This window comes from Belnapia sp. (genome assembly GCF_059504005.1).
The window spans coordinates 1-14,074 of the sequence record NZ_JCACHU010000167.1; the positions used below are offsets into that span (position 1 = coordinate 1).

At 71.5% G+C, this 14,074-nt stretch carries 14 protein-coding genes; 11 read left to right on the forward strand and 3 right to left on the reverse strand.

Annotated elements, in window-relative coordinates:
- Positions 1 to 317: 317 nt before the first annotated feature.
- The 11 genes from AC5JJ1_RS26645 to AC5JJ1_RS26695 all read left to right on the forward strand — a co-directional run bounded on the left by AC5JJ1_RS26645 (position 318) and on the right by AC5JJ1_RS26695 (position 10,898).
- Positions 318 to 1,763, forward strand: a complete 1,446-nt coding sequence (locus AC5JJ1_RS26645; RefSeq protein ID WP_495788152.1) for a transglycosylase SLT domain-containing protein — start codon at positions 318 to 320, stop codon at positions 1,761 to 1,763.
- Positions 1,764 to 1,828: 65 nt separating this feature from the next.
- The gene (locus AC5JJ1_RS26650; protein ID WP_495788153.1) at positions 1,829 to 2,020 is read left to right on the forward strand and encodes a hypothetical protein; all 192 of its coding nucleotides are present in this window, start codon (positions 1,829 to 1,831) and stop codon (positions 2,018 to 2,020) included.
- Positions 2,021 to 2,152: 132 nt separating this feature from the next.
- Complete coding sequence (locus tag AC5JJ1_RS26655) at positions 2,153 to 4,228, forward strand: acetate--CoA ligase family protein (RefSeq protein WP_495788154.1); 2,076 nt, start codon at positions 2,153 to 2,155, stop codon at positions 4,226 to 4,228.
- Between the two features lies 1 nt (position 4,229).
- The gene (locus AC5JJ1_RS26660) at positions 4,230 to 5,090 is read left to right on the forward strand and encodes a MaoC family dehydratase (RefSeq protein ID WP_495788155.1); all 861 of its coding nucleotides are present in this window, start codon (positions 4,230 to 4,232) and stop codon (positions 5,088 to 5,090) included.
- A 1-nt stretch (position 5,091) separates the two neighbouring features.
- Positions 5,092 to 5,664 carry a 3'-5' exonuclease gene (locus AC5JJ1_RS26665; RefSeq protein ID WP_495788156.1) on the forward strand — a complete coding sequence of 191 codons (573 nt, stop codon included), beginning with the start codon at positions 5,092 to 5,094 and terminating at the stop codon, positions 5,662 to 5,664.
- Positions 5,661 to 6,485, forward strand: a complete 825-nt coding sequence (locus AC5JJ1_RS26670; RefSeq protein WP_495788157.1) for an isocitrate lyase/PEP mutase family protein — start codon at positions 5,661 to 5,663, stop codon at positions 6,483 to 6,485. Before AC5JJ1_RS26665 ends, AC5JJ1_RS26670 begins: the two co-directional genes overlap by 4 nt.
- A gap of 53 nt (positions 6,486 to 6,538) precedes the next feature.
- On the forward strand, positions 6,539 to 7,234 hold the full coding sequence (locus AC5JJ1_RS26675; protein WP_495788158.1) for a 3-oxoacid CoA-transferase subunit A: 696 nt from the start codon (positions 6,539 to 6,541) through the stop codon (positions 7,232 to 7,234).
- 14 nt (positions 7,235 to 7,248) lie between these two features.
- Positions 7,249 to 7,887, forward strand: coding sequence for a 3-oxoacid CoA-transferase subunit B (locus AC5JJ1_RS26680; RefSeq protein ID WP_495750840.1), 639 nt, complete (start codon positions 7,249 to 7,251; stop codon positions 7,885 to 7,887).
- A gap of 41 nt (positions 7,888 to 7,928) precedes the next feature.
- Positions 7,929 to 8,954, forward strand: a complete 1,026-nt coding sequence (locus tag AC5JJ1_RS26685) for an acyl-CoA dehydrogenase family protein (protein ID WP_495788159.1) — start codon at positions 7,929 to 7,931, stop codon at positions 8,952 to 8,954.
- Entirely contained in the window at positions 8,951 to 9,724 is a 774-nt protein-coding gene (locus AC5JJ1_RS26690; protein WP_495788160.1) for an enoyl-CoA hydratase/isomerase family protein, read from the forward strand. The genes AC5JJ1_RS26685 and AC5JJ1_RS26690 overlap by 4 nt, the downstream gene beginning before the upstream one ends.
- A gap of 4 nt (positions 9,725 to 9,728) precedes the next feature.
- Entirely contained in the window at positions 9,729 to 10,898 is a 1,170-nt protein-coding gene (locus AC5JJ1_RS26695) for an acyl-CoA dehydrogenase family protein (RefSeq protein WP_495788161.1), read from the forward strand.
- Positions 10,899 to 11,046: 148 nt separating this feature from the next.
- Here AC5JJ1_RS26695 and AC5JJ1_RS26700 read toward each other — a convergent pair whose 3' ends face one another.
- The 3 genes from AC5JJ1_RS26700 to AC5JJ1_RS26710 all read right to left on the reverse strand — a co-directional run bounded on the left by AC5JJ1_RS26700 (position 11,047) and on the right by AC5JJ1_RS26710 (position 14,007).
- A complete protein-coding gene (locus AC5JJ1_RS26700) occupies positions 11,047 to 11,256 on the reverse strand; it encodes a hypothetical protein (RefSeq protein ID WP_495788162.1) in 210 nt (69 codons plus the stop codon).
- A 64-nt stretch (positions 11,257 to 11,320) separates the two neighbouring features.
- The gene (locus AC5JJ1_RS26705; RefSeq protein WP_495788163.1) at positions 11,321 to 12,757 is read right to left on the reverse strand and encodes a UdgX family uracil-DNA binding protein; all 1,437 of its coding nucleotides are present in this window, start codon (positions 12,755 to 12,757) and stop codon (positions 11,321 to 11,323) included.
- Positions 12,754 to 14,007, reverse strand: coding sequence for a putative DNA modification/repair radical SAM protein (locus tag AC5JJ1_RS26710; protein ID WP_495788164.1), 1,254 nt, complete (start codon positions 14,005 to 14,007; stop codon positions 12,754 to 12,756). The genes AC5JJ1_RS26705 and AC5JJ1_RS26710 overlap by 4 nt, the downstream gene beginning before the upstream one ends.
- Positions 14,008 to 14,074: the final 67 nt, after the last annotated feature.

A 14,074-nucleotide genomic window follows, 5' to 3' on the forward strand; every position in this document is an offset into this window, starting at 1 on the left:
AGATATAAGTAGCTTCGGCAACGGCCGGTCGGTCCAACATCCGGGGGCTATAGACCGGATCTGGCCGCCGAAGCCAGCGCGGCACAACTTTGAGTCGTAATTCGTAACAGGCAAGTGTATGCCTGTGCACAGTATTGCGATGGCAAAGCAGTCTTGCCGGCGGACCGGCCGACCGTGTAGGGCTATCGCATGAGGACGTAAAACGTCCGCCAGGTCTTCGGGGCAAGCCTGGGATCCCGCGCCGTGGGGACGGCAGAGGATCCGTGGGGGGCAGGCTTCGGAACCCGGTGGTCCCAGACCCGGTGGAGCGAATGGGGATGCCCGAGGGGAACAGGACATCGCGTGCCGTCATGGCCAGCGGGGCGGGGCGCGCGATGCGCCTTGCGCGGCCGGCAGTGGCGCTCTCGGTGTTGGCCATGCTGGCGGCCTGCAGCCAGCAACAGGCGAGCCGGCCGAGCACGGGCCATCATGTCGCCGTCACCCATGGCAGCTACAACCGCCCGGCCAGCTACAATCCGCCGGGCCCGCCGGGCGACCCATGGGGGCCCTACATCCGCGAGGCCGCCCGCCGCTTCGACGTGCCGGAGCGCTGGCTCCGCGAGGTGATGCGCCAGGAGAGCGGCGGCCGCAGCTCCGCCACCAGCCCGGTCGGCGCGATGGGGCTGATGCAGGTCATGCCCGGCACCTACCGCGAGCTGCAGGGGCGCTACGGCCTCGGCGACGACCCCTACCACCCCTATGACAGCATCATGGCGGGCGCCGCCTACATCCGGGAGATGTACGACCTCTACGGCTCGCCCGCCTTCCTCGCCGCCTACAATGCGGGGCCGCGGCGGCTCGAGGACTATCTCTGGAACAGCCGGGGCCTGCCGGCCGAGACGCGCAACTACGTCGCCCGCATCGGCCCGAACATCGTCGCCCATCACCCGACCCGCCGCGCGGCGCCGGAGATCTACGCCGCGGCCGAGATCCCGCTGAACATCCCGGCCGGACCGCGCCGCATGGACCAGGCGACGATGATCGCGCTGCGCGAGCAGCGCCAGGCGCTCGACCCCGGCGTGCAGCTGGCGCAGCTGCCGACCGGCCCGGTGGTGCGGATGGAGCCGATCCCGGACGGCAGCACCTATGCCGCGCAGCCGGCGCCCATGGCCGCGCCGGTGCAGCTCGCCTCGCTCGACAACGGCTCGGTCGTGCGCATGGACCCGATTCCCGACGGCTCGACGGCCGAGGGCGCGCAGCGGCTAACGGAGTCGGAGGCCCGCGCCGCCGCCGAGCCGCCCGCCCCGGTGCTCCCGGCGCCGCGCGCGCCGGCCCTGGCCGCCCCCGCGCCGCGGTCCTCGGTCCTCGCCTCGGCCAATGCGGCGGCCGCGCCGCGTCCGGCGGCGACGGCGCCCGCCCGCACCATGCCCTTCCAGCCGGCGCAGCAGCCCGGCCTGCTCCAGGGCTTCGGCGGGCTGGTGGCGAGCGCCCATGCCAGCAGCCTGCCCGCCTCGCTCCGCGCCGGGCGTGCGGCAGCGCCGGCAGGGGGCGCCTGGGCCGTCCAGGTCGGCGCCTTCGCCAGCGAGAACCTGGCCCGCAGCGCCGCCAATGCCGCCCGCGAGGCCGGCGGCGGCCAGGCCCAGGTGCAGCCGGTCGCCGCCGGCCGCGGCAGGCTCTACCGCGCCCGCGTCACCGGCCTGTCGCAAGGCTCCGCCCAGTCCGTCTGCGAGCGGCTGCGGCGCAACGGCGCCTGCATGGTCCTCTCCCCCGACGCCCAGAGCTGAGCGGCCGGGGGAACCCGCTTGGCCCGCGGTGGTTGTCCGCAACCACCGCCGTTGCAGGAGCCGCCATGTCGAGCCTCGATCCAGACAGCCTGCGCCGCCTCGCCCTTGGCCTGTCCCCAGGGGGCGACCCGGACGAGGAGGATGAGGACGAGTTCGACGAGGATGACGAGGACCTCGATGACGAGGAGGAGGACGAGGACTTCGACGACGAGGACGATGAGGACGACGACGAGGAGGAGGACGACGAGGAGGTCTGACCGCCCCCTCTTGCCCTGATCGCCTGCCTCCCCCAGGCTGCGGCCCGCTGAGGGACCAAGGGGAAGAGCCAGGGAATGTCTGCCGCTGCCGTGCCATCGGGGCTTTCGGGCTTCGCGTCTCTCGACCCCCTGGTGCGGCCCCGTTCCGTCGCGGTGATCGGCGCCTCCGACGAGCCGGCGCGCATCGGCGGCCGGCCCATCGCCTACATGAAGGAGCGGGGATTCGCCGGCCCGGTCTGGCCGGTCAACCCGAAGCGCCAGACCGTCCAGGGCCTGCCGGCCTTCGCCTCCATCGCCGACCTGCCCGCGGCGCCCGACGTCGCCATCATCGCCGTGCCCTCGGCCTTGGCGATCGCGGCGCTCGACGAGCTCGGTGCCAAGGGTTGCCGCGCCGTCATCTGCTTCACCGCCGGCTTTGCCGAGATGGACGAGAAGGGGGCGGCCGAGCAGCAGCGGATGACCGAGGTCGCCCGCCGCCACGGCATCCGCCTGCTCGGCCCCAACTGCCTCGGCGTCTTCAACGACGCGATCCGCTTCTACGGCACCTTCACCGCGAGCTTCGAGAAGGGCTGGCCCATCCCCGGGCGCATCGGCATCGCCTCGCAATCCGGCGCCTATGGCACGCATATCTTCTCGGCGGCGCTCGACCGCGGCATCGGCACCCAGGTCTGCATCACCACGGGCAACGAGGCGGAGGTGGCGCTCGGCGACGTGCTCGGCTGGATGGCGCAGGCGCCAGAGGTTGACGTGATCTGCGCCTATGCCGAGGGCATCCGCGAGAGCGCGAGCTTCCTCGCCGCGCTCGACCTGGCGCGGCGCAACCGCAAGCCGCTCGTGATGATGAAGGTCGGCCGCAGCCAATTGGGCGGCGCGGCGGCCCAGTCCCACACCGCCTCCATCGCCGGCGACGACGCGGTGACGCAGGCCGTGCTCGACGAGTTCGGCGTGGTCAGGGCGCGGACGACGGAGGAGATGCTCGACATCGCCTATGCCGCGACGCGCCGCATCTACCCGGCGCGAAACACGCTCGGCGTGCTGACCGTCTCGGGCGGCGCCGGCGTCCTCATCTCGGATGCCGCGGAGGCCGCCGGCCTGCCGATGCCGCCGATGCCGGAGGAGGCGCAGGCCAGGCTCCGGGCGCTCATCCCCTTCTGCGCCCCCCGCAACCCGGTCGACTGCACGGCGCAGGTGACGAACGACCTCAAGCTCATCTCGACCTTTGCGGAGAGCGTGGCCGTCGATGGCGGCTACGGGTCCATTCTCTCCTTCTGGTCGCAAACTGCGGCCGGGCGCAGCGTCGGGCCGAAGCTGCACGAACAGATGCGGGCGGTGCGCGCGGCGCATCCCGACCGGCTCTGGGTCATGTCCATGCTGGCGCCCGGAAAGGTGCGCGACTACGAGGCGGATGGCTGGCTCTGCTTCGAGGATCCCTCGCGCGCCGTGGTGGCGATCGAGGCGATGGGCCGCTTCGGCGCCGCCTTCGCCCGGGCCGAGGCGCCACAGCCCGAGATCCCGCTGCCCGAGGTGGCCCTGCCCGCCACCACCCCGAGCGAGGCCGTCGCCAAGTCGCTGCTGGAGGCCGCCGGCATCCCGGCGGTGCCGGAACACGCTGCATCGGACAGCGAGGCCGCGGTCGCCGCGGCCGAGTCCAACGGCTATCCGGTGGTGCTGAAGATCCTCTCGCCCGACATCCTCCACAAGAGCGAGATGGGTGGGGTGCTGCTCGACATCGCCGATGCCAACCAGGTGCGGCATGGCGTCGCCACCCTGCTCGACCGCGCCCGCCACCACGCTCCGGCGGCGCGGATCGAGGGCGTGCTTGTGGCGAAGCAGATCAAGAGCGCGGTCGAGATGGCGCTTGGCATCCTGCGCGACCCGGTCTTCGGCCCGGTGGCGATGGTGGGCCTGGGCGGCATCTTCATCGAGGTGCTGAAGGACGTCGCCTTCCGCCGCTGCCCCTTCGACGCGACGGAGGCGGAGCGGCTGATCCGCTCGCTGCGCGGCTTCCCGCTGCTGGACGGCGCCCGCGGCCGGCCCAAGGCGGACGTCGCGGCGCTGGCGCGGGCCCTCTCCGCCCTCTCGGCCTTTGCCGTCGCCGCCGGCCCCCGGCTGGCCGGCATCGACGTGAACCCGATGCTGGTCCTGCCGGCGGGCCAGGGCTGCTTCGCGGCCGACGCGGTGATCGAGCTTCAAGGGGGAGGCCACTGACATGCCGATCAACTACGACCACCTGCTGAACTACCCCGTGCCGGAGGTCCGCCAGACGCTCCGCTGGCAGGATGTGGCGCTCTACAACTTCTCCGTCGGTCTCGGGCAGGACCCGATGGACGAGCAGCAGCTCGACTTCCTCTACGAGCCGCGGCTGAAGGTCATGCCCTCGATGCCCGTGGTGCTGGCCTCGCCCGGCTTCTGGGCGCGCAACCCGGATACCGGCATCGTCTGGCAGCAGATCCTCCATGGCGAGCAGGGCCTCGTCCTGCACCGGCCGCTGCCGGTCGAGGGCGAGCTGGTCGGCCGCTCCCGCATCACCGGCCTAGTCGATCGCGGCGAAGGGAAGGGCGCACTGATGTATTCCGAGCGCGAGATCCTGGACGCGAAGACGGGCGAGCTGCTGGCGACCACCACTTCCACCAGCGTCATGCGCGGCAATGGCGGCTTCGGCGGCCCCTCGGGCCCGGTGAAGCAGCCGCACCCCGAGCCCGAAAGGGCGCCCAACATCACCCTCGACCTGGCGACGCGGCCGGAGCAGGCGCTGGTCTACCGGCTCAACAGCGATCTCAACCCGCTGCATATCGACCCGGCGGTGGCGAAGCAGGCCGGCTTCCCCCGCCCAATCCTGCACGGGCTCTGCACCTTCGGCACCGTCTGCCACGCCCTGCTGCGCGCCGTCTGCGGCTACGACACCGCCCGCTTCGGCGCCATCGACCTCCGCTTCTCCTCCCCCGTCTTCCCCGGCGAGACCATCCGCACGGAGATCTGGCAGGAGGAGGGCGGCGCCGCCTTCCGCGCCCGCGTGGTCGAGCGCGACAAGGGGGTGATCAGCAACGGGCGGTTCCGCTTCGCGGGCTGACATGGGCTGGACAGGGGGACCGATCACCGTCTTCGACACTGAGACCACGGGGGCCGGCGCGGGCGACCGCGTCGTCTCCCTCGGCGCGGTGCGGCTGGATGCGGCGCTCGAGCCGGAGGCGACGCTGCACCTGGCCTTCTCGCCCGGCATGCCCTGCCATTGGGGCGCCATCCGCGTGCATGGCATGTCGGATGCCTTCCTCGCCCTCCATCCGCCCTTCGAGGCCCATGCGGCGGAGGTAGCGGAGTTCTTCGGCGGCCATGCGGCGGCGGCGCACAACTTCGCCTTCGACCGGCGCATGCTCGGCGAGGAGTTCGCCCGCCTCGGGCTGGAGCCGCCCTGGAGCAGCGGGTTCTGCACCATGCAGGCCTGGCGCCGCGCCCATCCCGGCGAGCGGGTGGGCCTCGCCCGTGCCGCCGCCACCTGCGGCTTCGAGCGGGAGACGGCGCTGCACGGCGCGCTGGAGGATGCCTGGCTCGCCGTGCAGCTGCTGCGGCGGCTGCACGGCCTGCCGCCGGTGCCGATGCGGCTGCACGGCATCACCAACGGACCGGGAGAGGAGATCGCCGCATGACCGACGCCGCCGCGCGCGCCGAAGCCTTCGCCGCGCTGCACCAGAAGGGCTGCTTCGTCCTGCCCAATGCCTGGGATGCCGGCAGCGCCCGGTTGCTCGGCTCGCTCGGGCCGCAGGCGCTGGCCACCACCTCGGCCGGCGCCGCCTGGACGCTCGGCCGGCGCGACGGCGCCATCGGCCGGGCCGATGCGCTGGCCAATGCCCGCGCCATCCTGGCCGAGACGAGCCTGCCCGTCTCGGCCGACCTGGAGGACGGCTACGGACCCGCGCCCGAGGACTGCGCCGCGACGGTGCGGGCCGCGATCGAGGCGGGCCTTGCCGGCTGCACCATCGAGGACACGACGGGCGACCCCGCCGCGCCCATCCATGATTTCGACGCCGCCGTCGCGCGCATCCGCGCCGCCGTGGCGGCCGTGCGGGAGACGGGCCGCCCCTTCGTGCTGACGGCGCGGGCCGAGAATTTCCTGCACGGCCGCCCCGACCTCGATGACACCATCCGCCGCCTGGCCGCCTTCGCCGAGGCCGGGGCGGACTGCCTCTACGCCCCCGGCCTGCCGGATCTCGATGCCATCCGCCGGGTGGTGCAGGCGGTCGCGCCCCGGCCGGTCAACGTGCTGCTCGGCCCGCGCACCGGGCTGGTGCCGCTCGCGGTGCTGGCCGAGGCGGGGGTGCGGCGGATCAGCGTCGGCGGCGCCATCGCCCGCGCCGCCTATGCCCAGGCGCTCGAGCTCGGCGGGGCGCTGCTGGCGGGCGACCTGCCCCGCCTGGCATCCGTGCCGGGGCATGCCGCGGTGAACGGGCACATGCGGGGGCGGGGCTAGACCGGGGGGCGCGGGGGCGTTACCTGATTCGCAAGCCCCCGGGAGGGATGAGGATGATCAACAAGATCGTGCAGTCGGTCGCCGAGGCGCTGGCCGGCGTGAAGGACGGCTCCACCGTCCTGATTGGCGGCTTCGGCAGCGTCGGCCAGCCCGATGTGCTGATCGAGGGGCTGATCGAGCAGGGTGCGCGCGACCTCACCATCGTCCTCAACAATGCCGGCTCCGGCCGCATCGGCGTGGCGAAACTGATGGACCAGGGCCAGGTCCGGAAGATCGTCTGCTCCTTCCCCCGCAGCAAGGACCCGGTGGTCTTCGAGACCCTCTACCGCGAGGGCAGGATCGAGCTGGAGCTGGTGCCCCAGGGCACGCTCGCCGAGCGCATCCGCGCCGCCGGCGCCGGCATCCCCGCCTTCTACACCGCGACGGCCGCTGGCACGCTGCTCGCCCGCGGCAAGGAGAGCCGGGAGTTCGAGGGCAAGACCTATGTGATGGAGCGCGCCCTCAAGGCGGATGTCGCCCTGGTCGAGGCCTGGGAGGCGGATCGCTGGGGCAACCTCGTCTACCGGGGCTCGGGCGCCAACTTCAACCCGATCATGGCGATGGCCGCCGAGCTGACCATCGCCCAGGTGCAGCACATCCGCGAGCTTGGCGAGCTGCACCCGCACATGATCATGACGCCCGGCGTCTACGTGAACCGCGTGGTCCAGGTGGACCGCGGCGGCGACTGGCTGAAGCCCGAGCAGGTCTGAGAGGAGCACGCGACATGCCCTTCAACCGCGACCAGATGGCCGCCCGCCTCGCCGATGATGTGCCGGAAGGCTGGTGCGTCAACCTCGGCATCGGCATGCCGACCATGGTGGCCAATTACGTGCCCCCGACGCGGGAGGTGATCTTCCAGAGCGAGAACGGCGTCATCGGCATGGGCCCGGCGCCGAAGGAGGGCGAGGAGGATCCCTGGCTGATCAATGCCGGCAAGCAGCTCATCACCCTGGCGAAGGGTGCGAGCTTCGTCGGCCATGCCGACAGCTTCGCCATGATCCGCGGCGGGCATATCGACCTCTGCGTGCTCGGCGGCTTCGAGGTAGCGGAGAATGGTGACCTCGCCAATTGGGCGACCAGCGAGAACGACACGGCGCCCGCTGTCGGCGGCGCCATGGACCTCGCGGCCGGGGCCAAGCGCCTATGGGTCATCATGGAGCACACGACGAAGGACGGCCGCCCGAAGATCGTCGAGCGTTGCGGCTACCCGCTGACCGGCCTCGCCTGCGTCAACCGCGTCTACACCAACCTCGCCGTGCTCGACGTCGTCGAAGGGAAGGGCTTCGTCGTCCGCGACTTGGCGCCCGGCGTGACGCTGGAGGAGGTGCAGGCCAAGACCGGCGCCACGCTTCACACCCAATGAGCGCCGCTCTCAGCGGGGAGGACCGCGCGGAATCCATCCGCATGATCCGGGACAGCGCCGCCGCGGTGGCGCCCCCGGGCGGCGACATGAAGCGGGTGCGCGAGCTGCGCTTCCAGACCCCGGGCTTCGACGCGGCCGTGCTGCGGCAGATGGGCGAGATGGGCTGGATCGGCCTTCGCCTGCCGGAGGAGGCGGGCGGCGCCGGCCTCGGTCTCGGCGAGGCCTGCGCGCTGGCGGAGGAGCTGGGCGGCGCGCTGGTGCCGGAGCCGCTGATCCCGGCCATGCTCTCCGCCTCCCTGCTGGCGGCCGTCGGCGCCGGGCCGCTGGAGCGGGTGGTGGCCGGCGAGGCGCTGGTGCTGACCGCTTGGCAGGAGCGGCCCGACACGCTGGAATTTCCCAGCAGTCCCGATGCGCCCCGTCGCTTCCTCCCCATGGCGGCCGGCGCCGCCTCCTTCCTGGTGCCGGTCCGCGAGGGCGGCCGCATCGCCCTCCACGAGCAGCAGGCCGGGGCCGGGCTCAGGACCGAGCAGACCCAGGATGGCGGCCATCTCGGCACGCTGGAGCCGCGCCTCGCCGAGGCGGAGCGCGTCGCCGACGACATCGGCGAGGCCCTGTCGCTCGCCCTCGACGAGGCCGCGCTGCTGACCTCGGCCTACCTGCTGGGCGGCATGGACCGCGCCTTCGCCATGACGCTCGACTACCTGAAGACGCGCCAGCAATTTGGCAGGATCATCGGCACCTTCCAGGCTTTGCAGCACAAGGCCGCCGATGTGCGGATGCAGATCGCGCTGACCCGCGCCAGCATCGAGGCCGCGGCCGCGACGCTCGATGCCGGCGCCACCGGCGATGCCCGCCGCGCCGCCATCTCCCGCGCCAAAGCCCGCGCGGCGGAGTCGTCCATGCGGGTGACGCGCGAGTGCATCCAGCTGCATGGCGGCATCGGCTATACCGACCAGTACGATGTCGGCCTCTATTTGCGGAAGGCCATGGTGCTCGCCAACCAGTATGGCAGCGCCGCCCTGCATCGCCGCCGCTTCATGGCGGTCAGCCCGGAGATCGAGGAATGAGCGAAGCCGTCGCGCGTGTCATCGCCGAGCGCGAGGGCGCCGTCCTCGTGCTCACGCTCGACCGGCCGGCGCGGCGCAACGCGCTCGCCATGCCGCTCCGCGTGCAGATGATCGAGGCGCTGCGGGCCGCCCAGGGCGACAAGGCGGTGCGCGCCATCGTCGTCACCGGCGCCGGCGGCCATTTCTGCTCGGGCGGCGACATCTCCGGGATGGATGTCACCTCGGCGATGGACGGCCGCGAGCGCATGCGCCTCTCGCATGAGCTGATCCGGCTGATGGTGCTGGGCAGCAAGCCGGTCGTCGCCGCGATCGAGGGTTATTGCGTCGGCGCCGGCCTGTCGCTCGCCTGCGCCTCCGACACCGTGGTCGCGGCGGAAGATGCCCGCCTCGGCGCCGGCTTCGGCAAGATCGGGCTGATGGCCGATCTCGGCCTGCCGCACACCCTGCCGCTGCGCGTTGGGCAGGGGAAGGCGCGGCAGATCTTCCTCTACCACGAGCAGATGACGGCGGCGGAGGCGGAGCGCATCGGCCTCGTCGACCATGTCGTGCCCAAGGGCCAGGCGCTGGCGACCGCGATGGAAAAGGCCCGCTTCCTGGCCGAGCAGGCCCCGGCGCCGATGGCGCTCACCAAGCAGATGCTGGGCGAGGGCCTCGACCGCGCGCTGGAGCAGGAGCGCCACTTCCAGTCGACGCTCTTCCTGACCAAGGACTTCGCCGAGGGCCGCGCCGCTTTCCTCGGCAAGCGCAAGCCCGCTTTCCAGGGAGACTGAGCCGATGGAAGCCATCCGCATCCCCGCCCCGGCCGAGCTCGACGCGCTCGAGGACGAGCATTTCCGCCAGGTGGTCCGCGCCTTCCTGCACGAGAACTATCCCGACGACCTGCGCAACCCGCCGAAGCGCCTGCACTGGAACGAGAACCGCCCCTGGTACATGAAGCTCGCCGAGCGCGGCTGGCTCTGCCCGGGCTGGCCGAAAGAGCATGGGGGCCTCGGCCTCTCGCCCGCCAAGCAGATCATCCTCACCGAGGAGTATGAGCGCTACGGCGTGGCGCGGACCAACGACCACGGCATCGTCATGCTCGGCCCGCTCGTCATCAAATACGGGACCGAGGAGCAGAAGCAGCGCTTCCTGCCGAAGATCCTGACCGGCGAGCATATCTGGTGCCAGGGCTATTCCGAGCCCAATGCCGGCTCCGACCTCGCCGCGCTGCGCACCGAAGCGGTGCTCGACGGCGACGAGTATGTCGTCAACGGCCAGAAGATCTGGACCACCCTGGCGACGGATGCCAACTGGATCTTCCTCCTCGTCCGCACCGACAAGCAGGCGAAGAAGCAGGAGGGCATCTCCTTCCTCCTCGTCGACATGAAGACGCCCGGCATCACCGTGCGGCCGATCATCAACCTCGAGATGCATGACGAGTTCTGCGAGGTCTTCTTTGACAATGTCCGGGTGCCGAAGGAGAACCTGGTCGGCCAGCTCAACAAGGGCTGGGACATGGCGAAAGCGCTGCTCGGCTTCGAGCGCATCTTCCTCGGCTCGCCGCGCCAGTCGGGCTATGCGCTGTCGCGCCTCAAGATCCTCGCCGAGCGCATGGGCGCTTTGAAGGATGCGGAGTTCCAGGACCGCTACGCCCGCCTCCGCCTCGAATTCGAGGACCTGAAGGCGCTGTACGGCACCTTCGTGGAGAAGCTGAAGCGCGGCGAGAGCCTCGGCCCTGATGTCTCCATGCTGAAGATCATCCAGACCGAGCTCTTCCAGCGCATCACCGACACCATGCTGGAGATCGCCGGAGAGAATGCCGGGCTGCTGGAGCCGATGGAGGGCAATCGCGACCTCAATATCGGCGGCCTCTTCATCCAGGCCCGGCCGTCGACGATCTACGGCGGCTCGAACGAGATTCAGCGGAACATCCTGGCGAAGAACGTGCTCGGCCTGCCCGGCTGAACGGCTCCGGCCTCTCTTGCGGCGTTGCCCGAGAGAGGCCGAAAGCCGCCATGCCCGCCCTACCCACCGGTCATGACGCCGCCCGACCTCCGGGCCGAGACTCTGCCGGAGCTCGCGCGGACCATCCTCGCCCTCGGCTGAGGCGCGGTTAGGGCTTCTCGTTGCTGCGGCCGCTGGCGCCGCCGGTCACGCCGCCCGCGCCCCCAGCCCCGCCGCCGCCCATGGCGCCGTCATTGGTGGCGTTGGGGTCGTAGTCGGTCGGCCCGCCTTCGGCGAAGCTCGGCACCCGGGCCTTCGCCTTGTCGTCCGCCGGCTTCACCGGCTCGTCCGGCATCAGCCTGTCCTGGTCCTGCGCCATGTTCTCTCCTTCGATGCATGCCGAACGGATGGAACAGGCGAGGACCCCGCCGGGTTCGCATGGGTTACTGGACTTCGCGCCAGGCGCTCTTCAGGTCCCCGAGGAAGCGGGCATATTCCCGCTCCTTGCTCTCCGGGTCCGGCAGGCGGAGCAGGTAGGAGGGATGGACGGTCGGGAAGACCGGCAGCCCGTCCTCGCTCTTCACCACCTCGCCGCGCACCTTGGTGATGGCGAGCGGCTTGCCGGTCAGCGCCCGCAGCGCCGTAGCGCCGAGCGAGACCACCAGCCGCGGCGCCACGATCTCGATTTCCCGCCGCAGGAAGGGCCGGTAATGCGCGATGTCGCCTGCATCCGGCGACTGGTGCAGGCGGCGGCGCCCGGTCGGCTTGAATTTGAAATGCTTCACCGCGTTGGTGACATAGGCCTCGGCGCGGGGGATGCCCGCCTCCTCCAGCGCGCGGTTGAACATCCGCCCGGCCGGGCCGACGAAGGGGCGGCCGGCGATGTCCTCCTCGTCGCCCGGCTGCTCGCCGACGAAGAGCAGCGCGGCGCCGATCGGCCCCTCGCCGAAGACGGCCTGGGTGGCGTGCTCGGCGAGCGGGCCGCGATCGGCCAGCACCTCGGCGCGGAGGGCGGCGAGCGCGGTGGTGGGGTCCTGGGTGGCGAAGAGATCGGCTGACATGGGCGCCTCAACGTCCGCGGCCAGCACCCGTTGCCGCCGCGGCGCGGGCGGGGTCGCGCCGCGCTCGACCATGGCGGCGACACGCCGTGGGGCCTCAGCCATGAGGCGGGGGATGTCCTGCGCCTCGGGCAGGTTGCGCCAGTACTTCACCGGCATCTCAGCGCGCATAGCGGCGGGCTTCAGCCGGGCCGGGTTGAAGATGCTGGCGAAATAGGCCCGCCAAAGATCCTCCGTCGCATCCTCGGCCGGGGCGTCGGCACGCCGGCCGCCCGGGCCCATCCGCAGCGCCTCGCCATCCCAATGCGCGCTCGCCTCGGGCGTCAGGATGGACCAGCGCATGCCCGCGAAGCGGCGGATGAAGAAGCCCGTCTCCGCCTCCAGGATATGGTGGTCCGGCTCGAACCAGGCGACATAGCGGGGCCCGGGCGCCTCGCGGAAGCGCACGAAAGCATGCATCTTGTGCGCATCCCGCCGCACCGCCTTGGCCATGCCTTGGGCGCGGATCACCTCCGGGTCGGTCGCCACCTCCAGCAGCCCGTGCTCGCCATGGGTGATGCGCCAGAGCAGCCGGTAGAGCAGGGCGAAGCGCTCCGGGTCACGGTGGCGGATGACGACCTCCGCCAGCTCCGGAAAGGCCCGCGGCACGGTAAGGCCGGCCTGCCGCGGCTCCGGCACCGGCTCATGCGCGAACAGCCCAGCGGCCTCGCCGGCGAGGTGCCAGGCGATGCGCTCCGGCGCCGCCTCGGCCGCCAACAGCCGCCGCGCCGCATCCCGCCAGGCCTGGAAGTCGGCCGGGCCGGGAAGGGCGATGCCAATCACAGCAGGGCCAGCTGCATTGGCTGTCCCCTTGGCCTGCCGAAGCCGGTGCGCGGCGCGACCAGGGCGCGAAGGTCGAGCCGGTCCGTCACCCTCGGCCGGTGATCTGCGGTGACGAGGAAGGGCAGGAGCTTCGCCAGCGGCAGCCGCAGCCGCGCCAGGTCGTCGCTGCGGATGGCGTGGTGCCGCCGCGCCGCCAGCAGCCGGTCCACCGTCTTCGCCCCGAGGCCCGGCACGCGCAGCAGCCGCTCCCGCGGTGCCCGGTTCACGTCGACGGGGAAATCGCCCCTGTGCCGCAGCGCCCAGGCTAGCTTCGGGTCGATGCCGAGGTCGAGCATGCCGCCCTCGCCGCCCGCCATGATCTCGTCGAGCGAGAAGCCGTAGAAGCGCAGCAGCCAGTCCGCCTGGTAAAGCCGGTGCTCGCGCACCAACGGCGGCGGTTGCGGCGGCAGCAGGCGCGAGGCATCGGGGATGGGCGAATAGGCGGAGAAATAAACCCGCTTGAGTCCGTAGCTGCCATAGAGGTTGGCCGTGGTGCCGAGCACCGCCCGGTCGTCCGAGGCGTCGGCGCCGATGATCATCTGCGTGCTCTGCCCGGCCGGGGCGAAGCGCGGCGCCGGCGCCCGCCGCTCCGCCCTGCGCGCCTCCTTCGCCTCCTCGATGCGCAGCCGCATCCGCCCCATCGCCCGGCGGATCTCGCCCAGATCCTTCTCCGGGGCGAGGGCCTTCAGCGCCCCCTCCTGCGGCAGCTCGACATTGATGGAAAGCCGGTCGGCATGCCGCCCCGCCTCGGCCAGCAGCTCGGGCGATGCGTCGGGGATGGTCTTCAGGTGGATGTAGCCGCGGAAGCCGTGCTCCTCGCGCAGGATGCGCGCGACGTCGACCAGCCGCTCCATCGTGTAGTCGGGCGAGCGGATGATGCCGGAGGAGAGGAACAACCCCTCGATGTAGTTGCGCCGGTAGAAGTCGAGCGTCAGGTCGACTAGCTCCCGCACCGTGAAGCGGGCGCGGGGGACGTTGCTGGTGGCGCGGTTGATGCAATAGGCGCAGTCATAGATGCAGGCATTGGTCAGCAGCACCTTGAGCAGCGAGATGCAGCGCCCATCCGGCGCATAGGCATGGCAGATGCCCATGCCCTCCGTGCTGCCGAGGCCGCCCCCCTGGCTGTCCCGCTTCTCGGTCCCGGATGACGCGCAGGAGGCATCGTATTTCGCCGCATCGGCGAGGATCTCGAGCTTCTGCCGCAACTCCATGAACCGCCCTCCAGTTCCTTATATGTTCTTTTGTTGCGGAAAGCAAGGCCCAAGGGGTGGCGTAAAG

Coding starts and splice junctions, on each gene's coding strand:
- AC5JJ1_RS26645 (WP_495788152.1), top strand. CDS start 318: ATGCCCGAGGGGAACAGGACATCGCGTGCCGTCATGGCCAGCGGGGCG.
- AC5JJ1_RS26650 (WP_495788153.1), top strand. CDS start 1,829: ATGTCGAGCCTCGATCCAGACAGCCTGCGCCGCCTCGCCCTTGGCCTG.
- AC5JJ1_RS26660 (WP_495788155.1), top strand. CDS start 4,230: ATGCCGATCAACTACGACCACCTGCTGAACTACCCCGTGCCGGAGGTC.
- AC5JJ1_RS26665 (WP_495788156.1), top strand. CDS start 5,092: ATGGGCTGGACAGGGGGACCGATCACCGTCTTCGACACTGAGACCACG.
- AC5JJ1_RS26670 (WP_495788157.1), top strand. CDS start 5,661: ATGACCGACGCCGCCGCGCGCGCCGAAGCCTTCGCCGCGCTGCACCAG.
- AC5JJ1_RS26675 (WP_495788158.1), top strand. CDS start 6,539: ATGATCAACAAGATCGTGCAGTCGGTCGCCGAGGCGCTGGCCGGCGTG.
- AC5JJ1_RS26680 (WP_495750840.1), top strand. CDS start 7,249: ATGCCCTTCAACCGCGACCAGATGGCCGCCCGCCTCGCCGATGATGTG.
- AC5JJ1_RS26685 (WP_495788159.1), top strand. CDS start 7,929: ATGATCCGGGACAGCGCCGCCGCGGTGGCGCCCCCGGGCGGCGACATG.
- AC5JJ1_RS26690 (WP_495788160.1), top strand. CDS start 8,951: ATGAGCGAAGCCGTCGCGCGTGTCATCGCCGAGCGCGAGGGCGCCGTC.
- AC5JJ1_RS26695 (WP_495788161.1), top strand. CDS start 9,729: ATGGAAGCCATCCGCATCCCCGCCCCGGCCGAGCTCGACGCGCTCGAG.
- AC5JJ1_RS26700 (WP_495788162.1), bottom strand. CDS start 11,256: ATGGCGCAGGACCAGGACAGGCTGATGCCGGACGAGCCGGTGAAGCCG.
- AC5JJ1_RS26710 (WP_495788164.1), bottom strand. CDS start 14,007: ATGGAGTTGCGGCAGAAGCTCGAGATCCTCGCCGATGCGGCGAAATAC.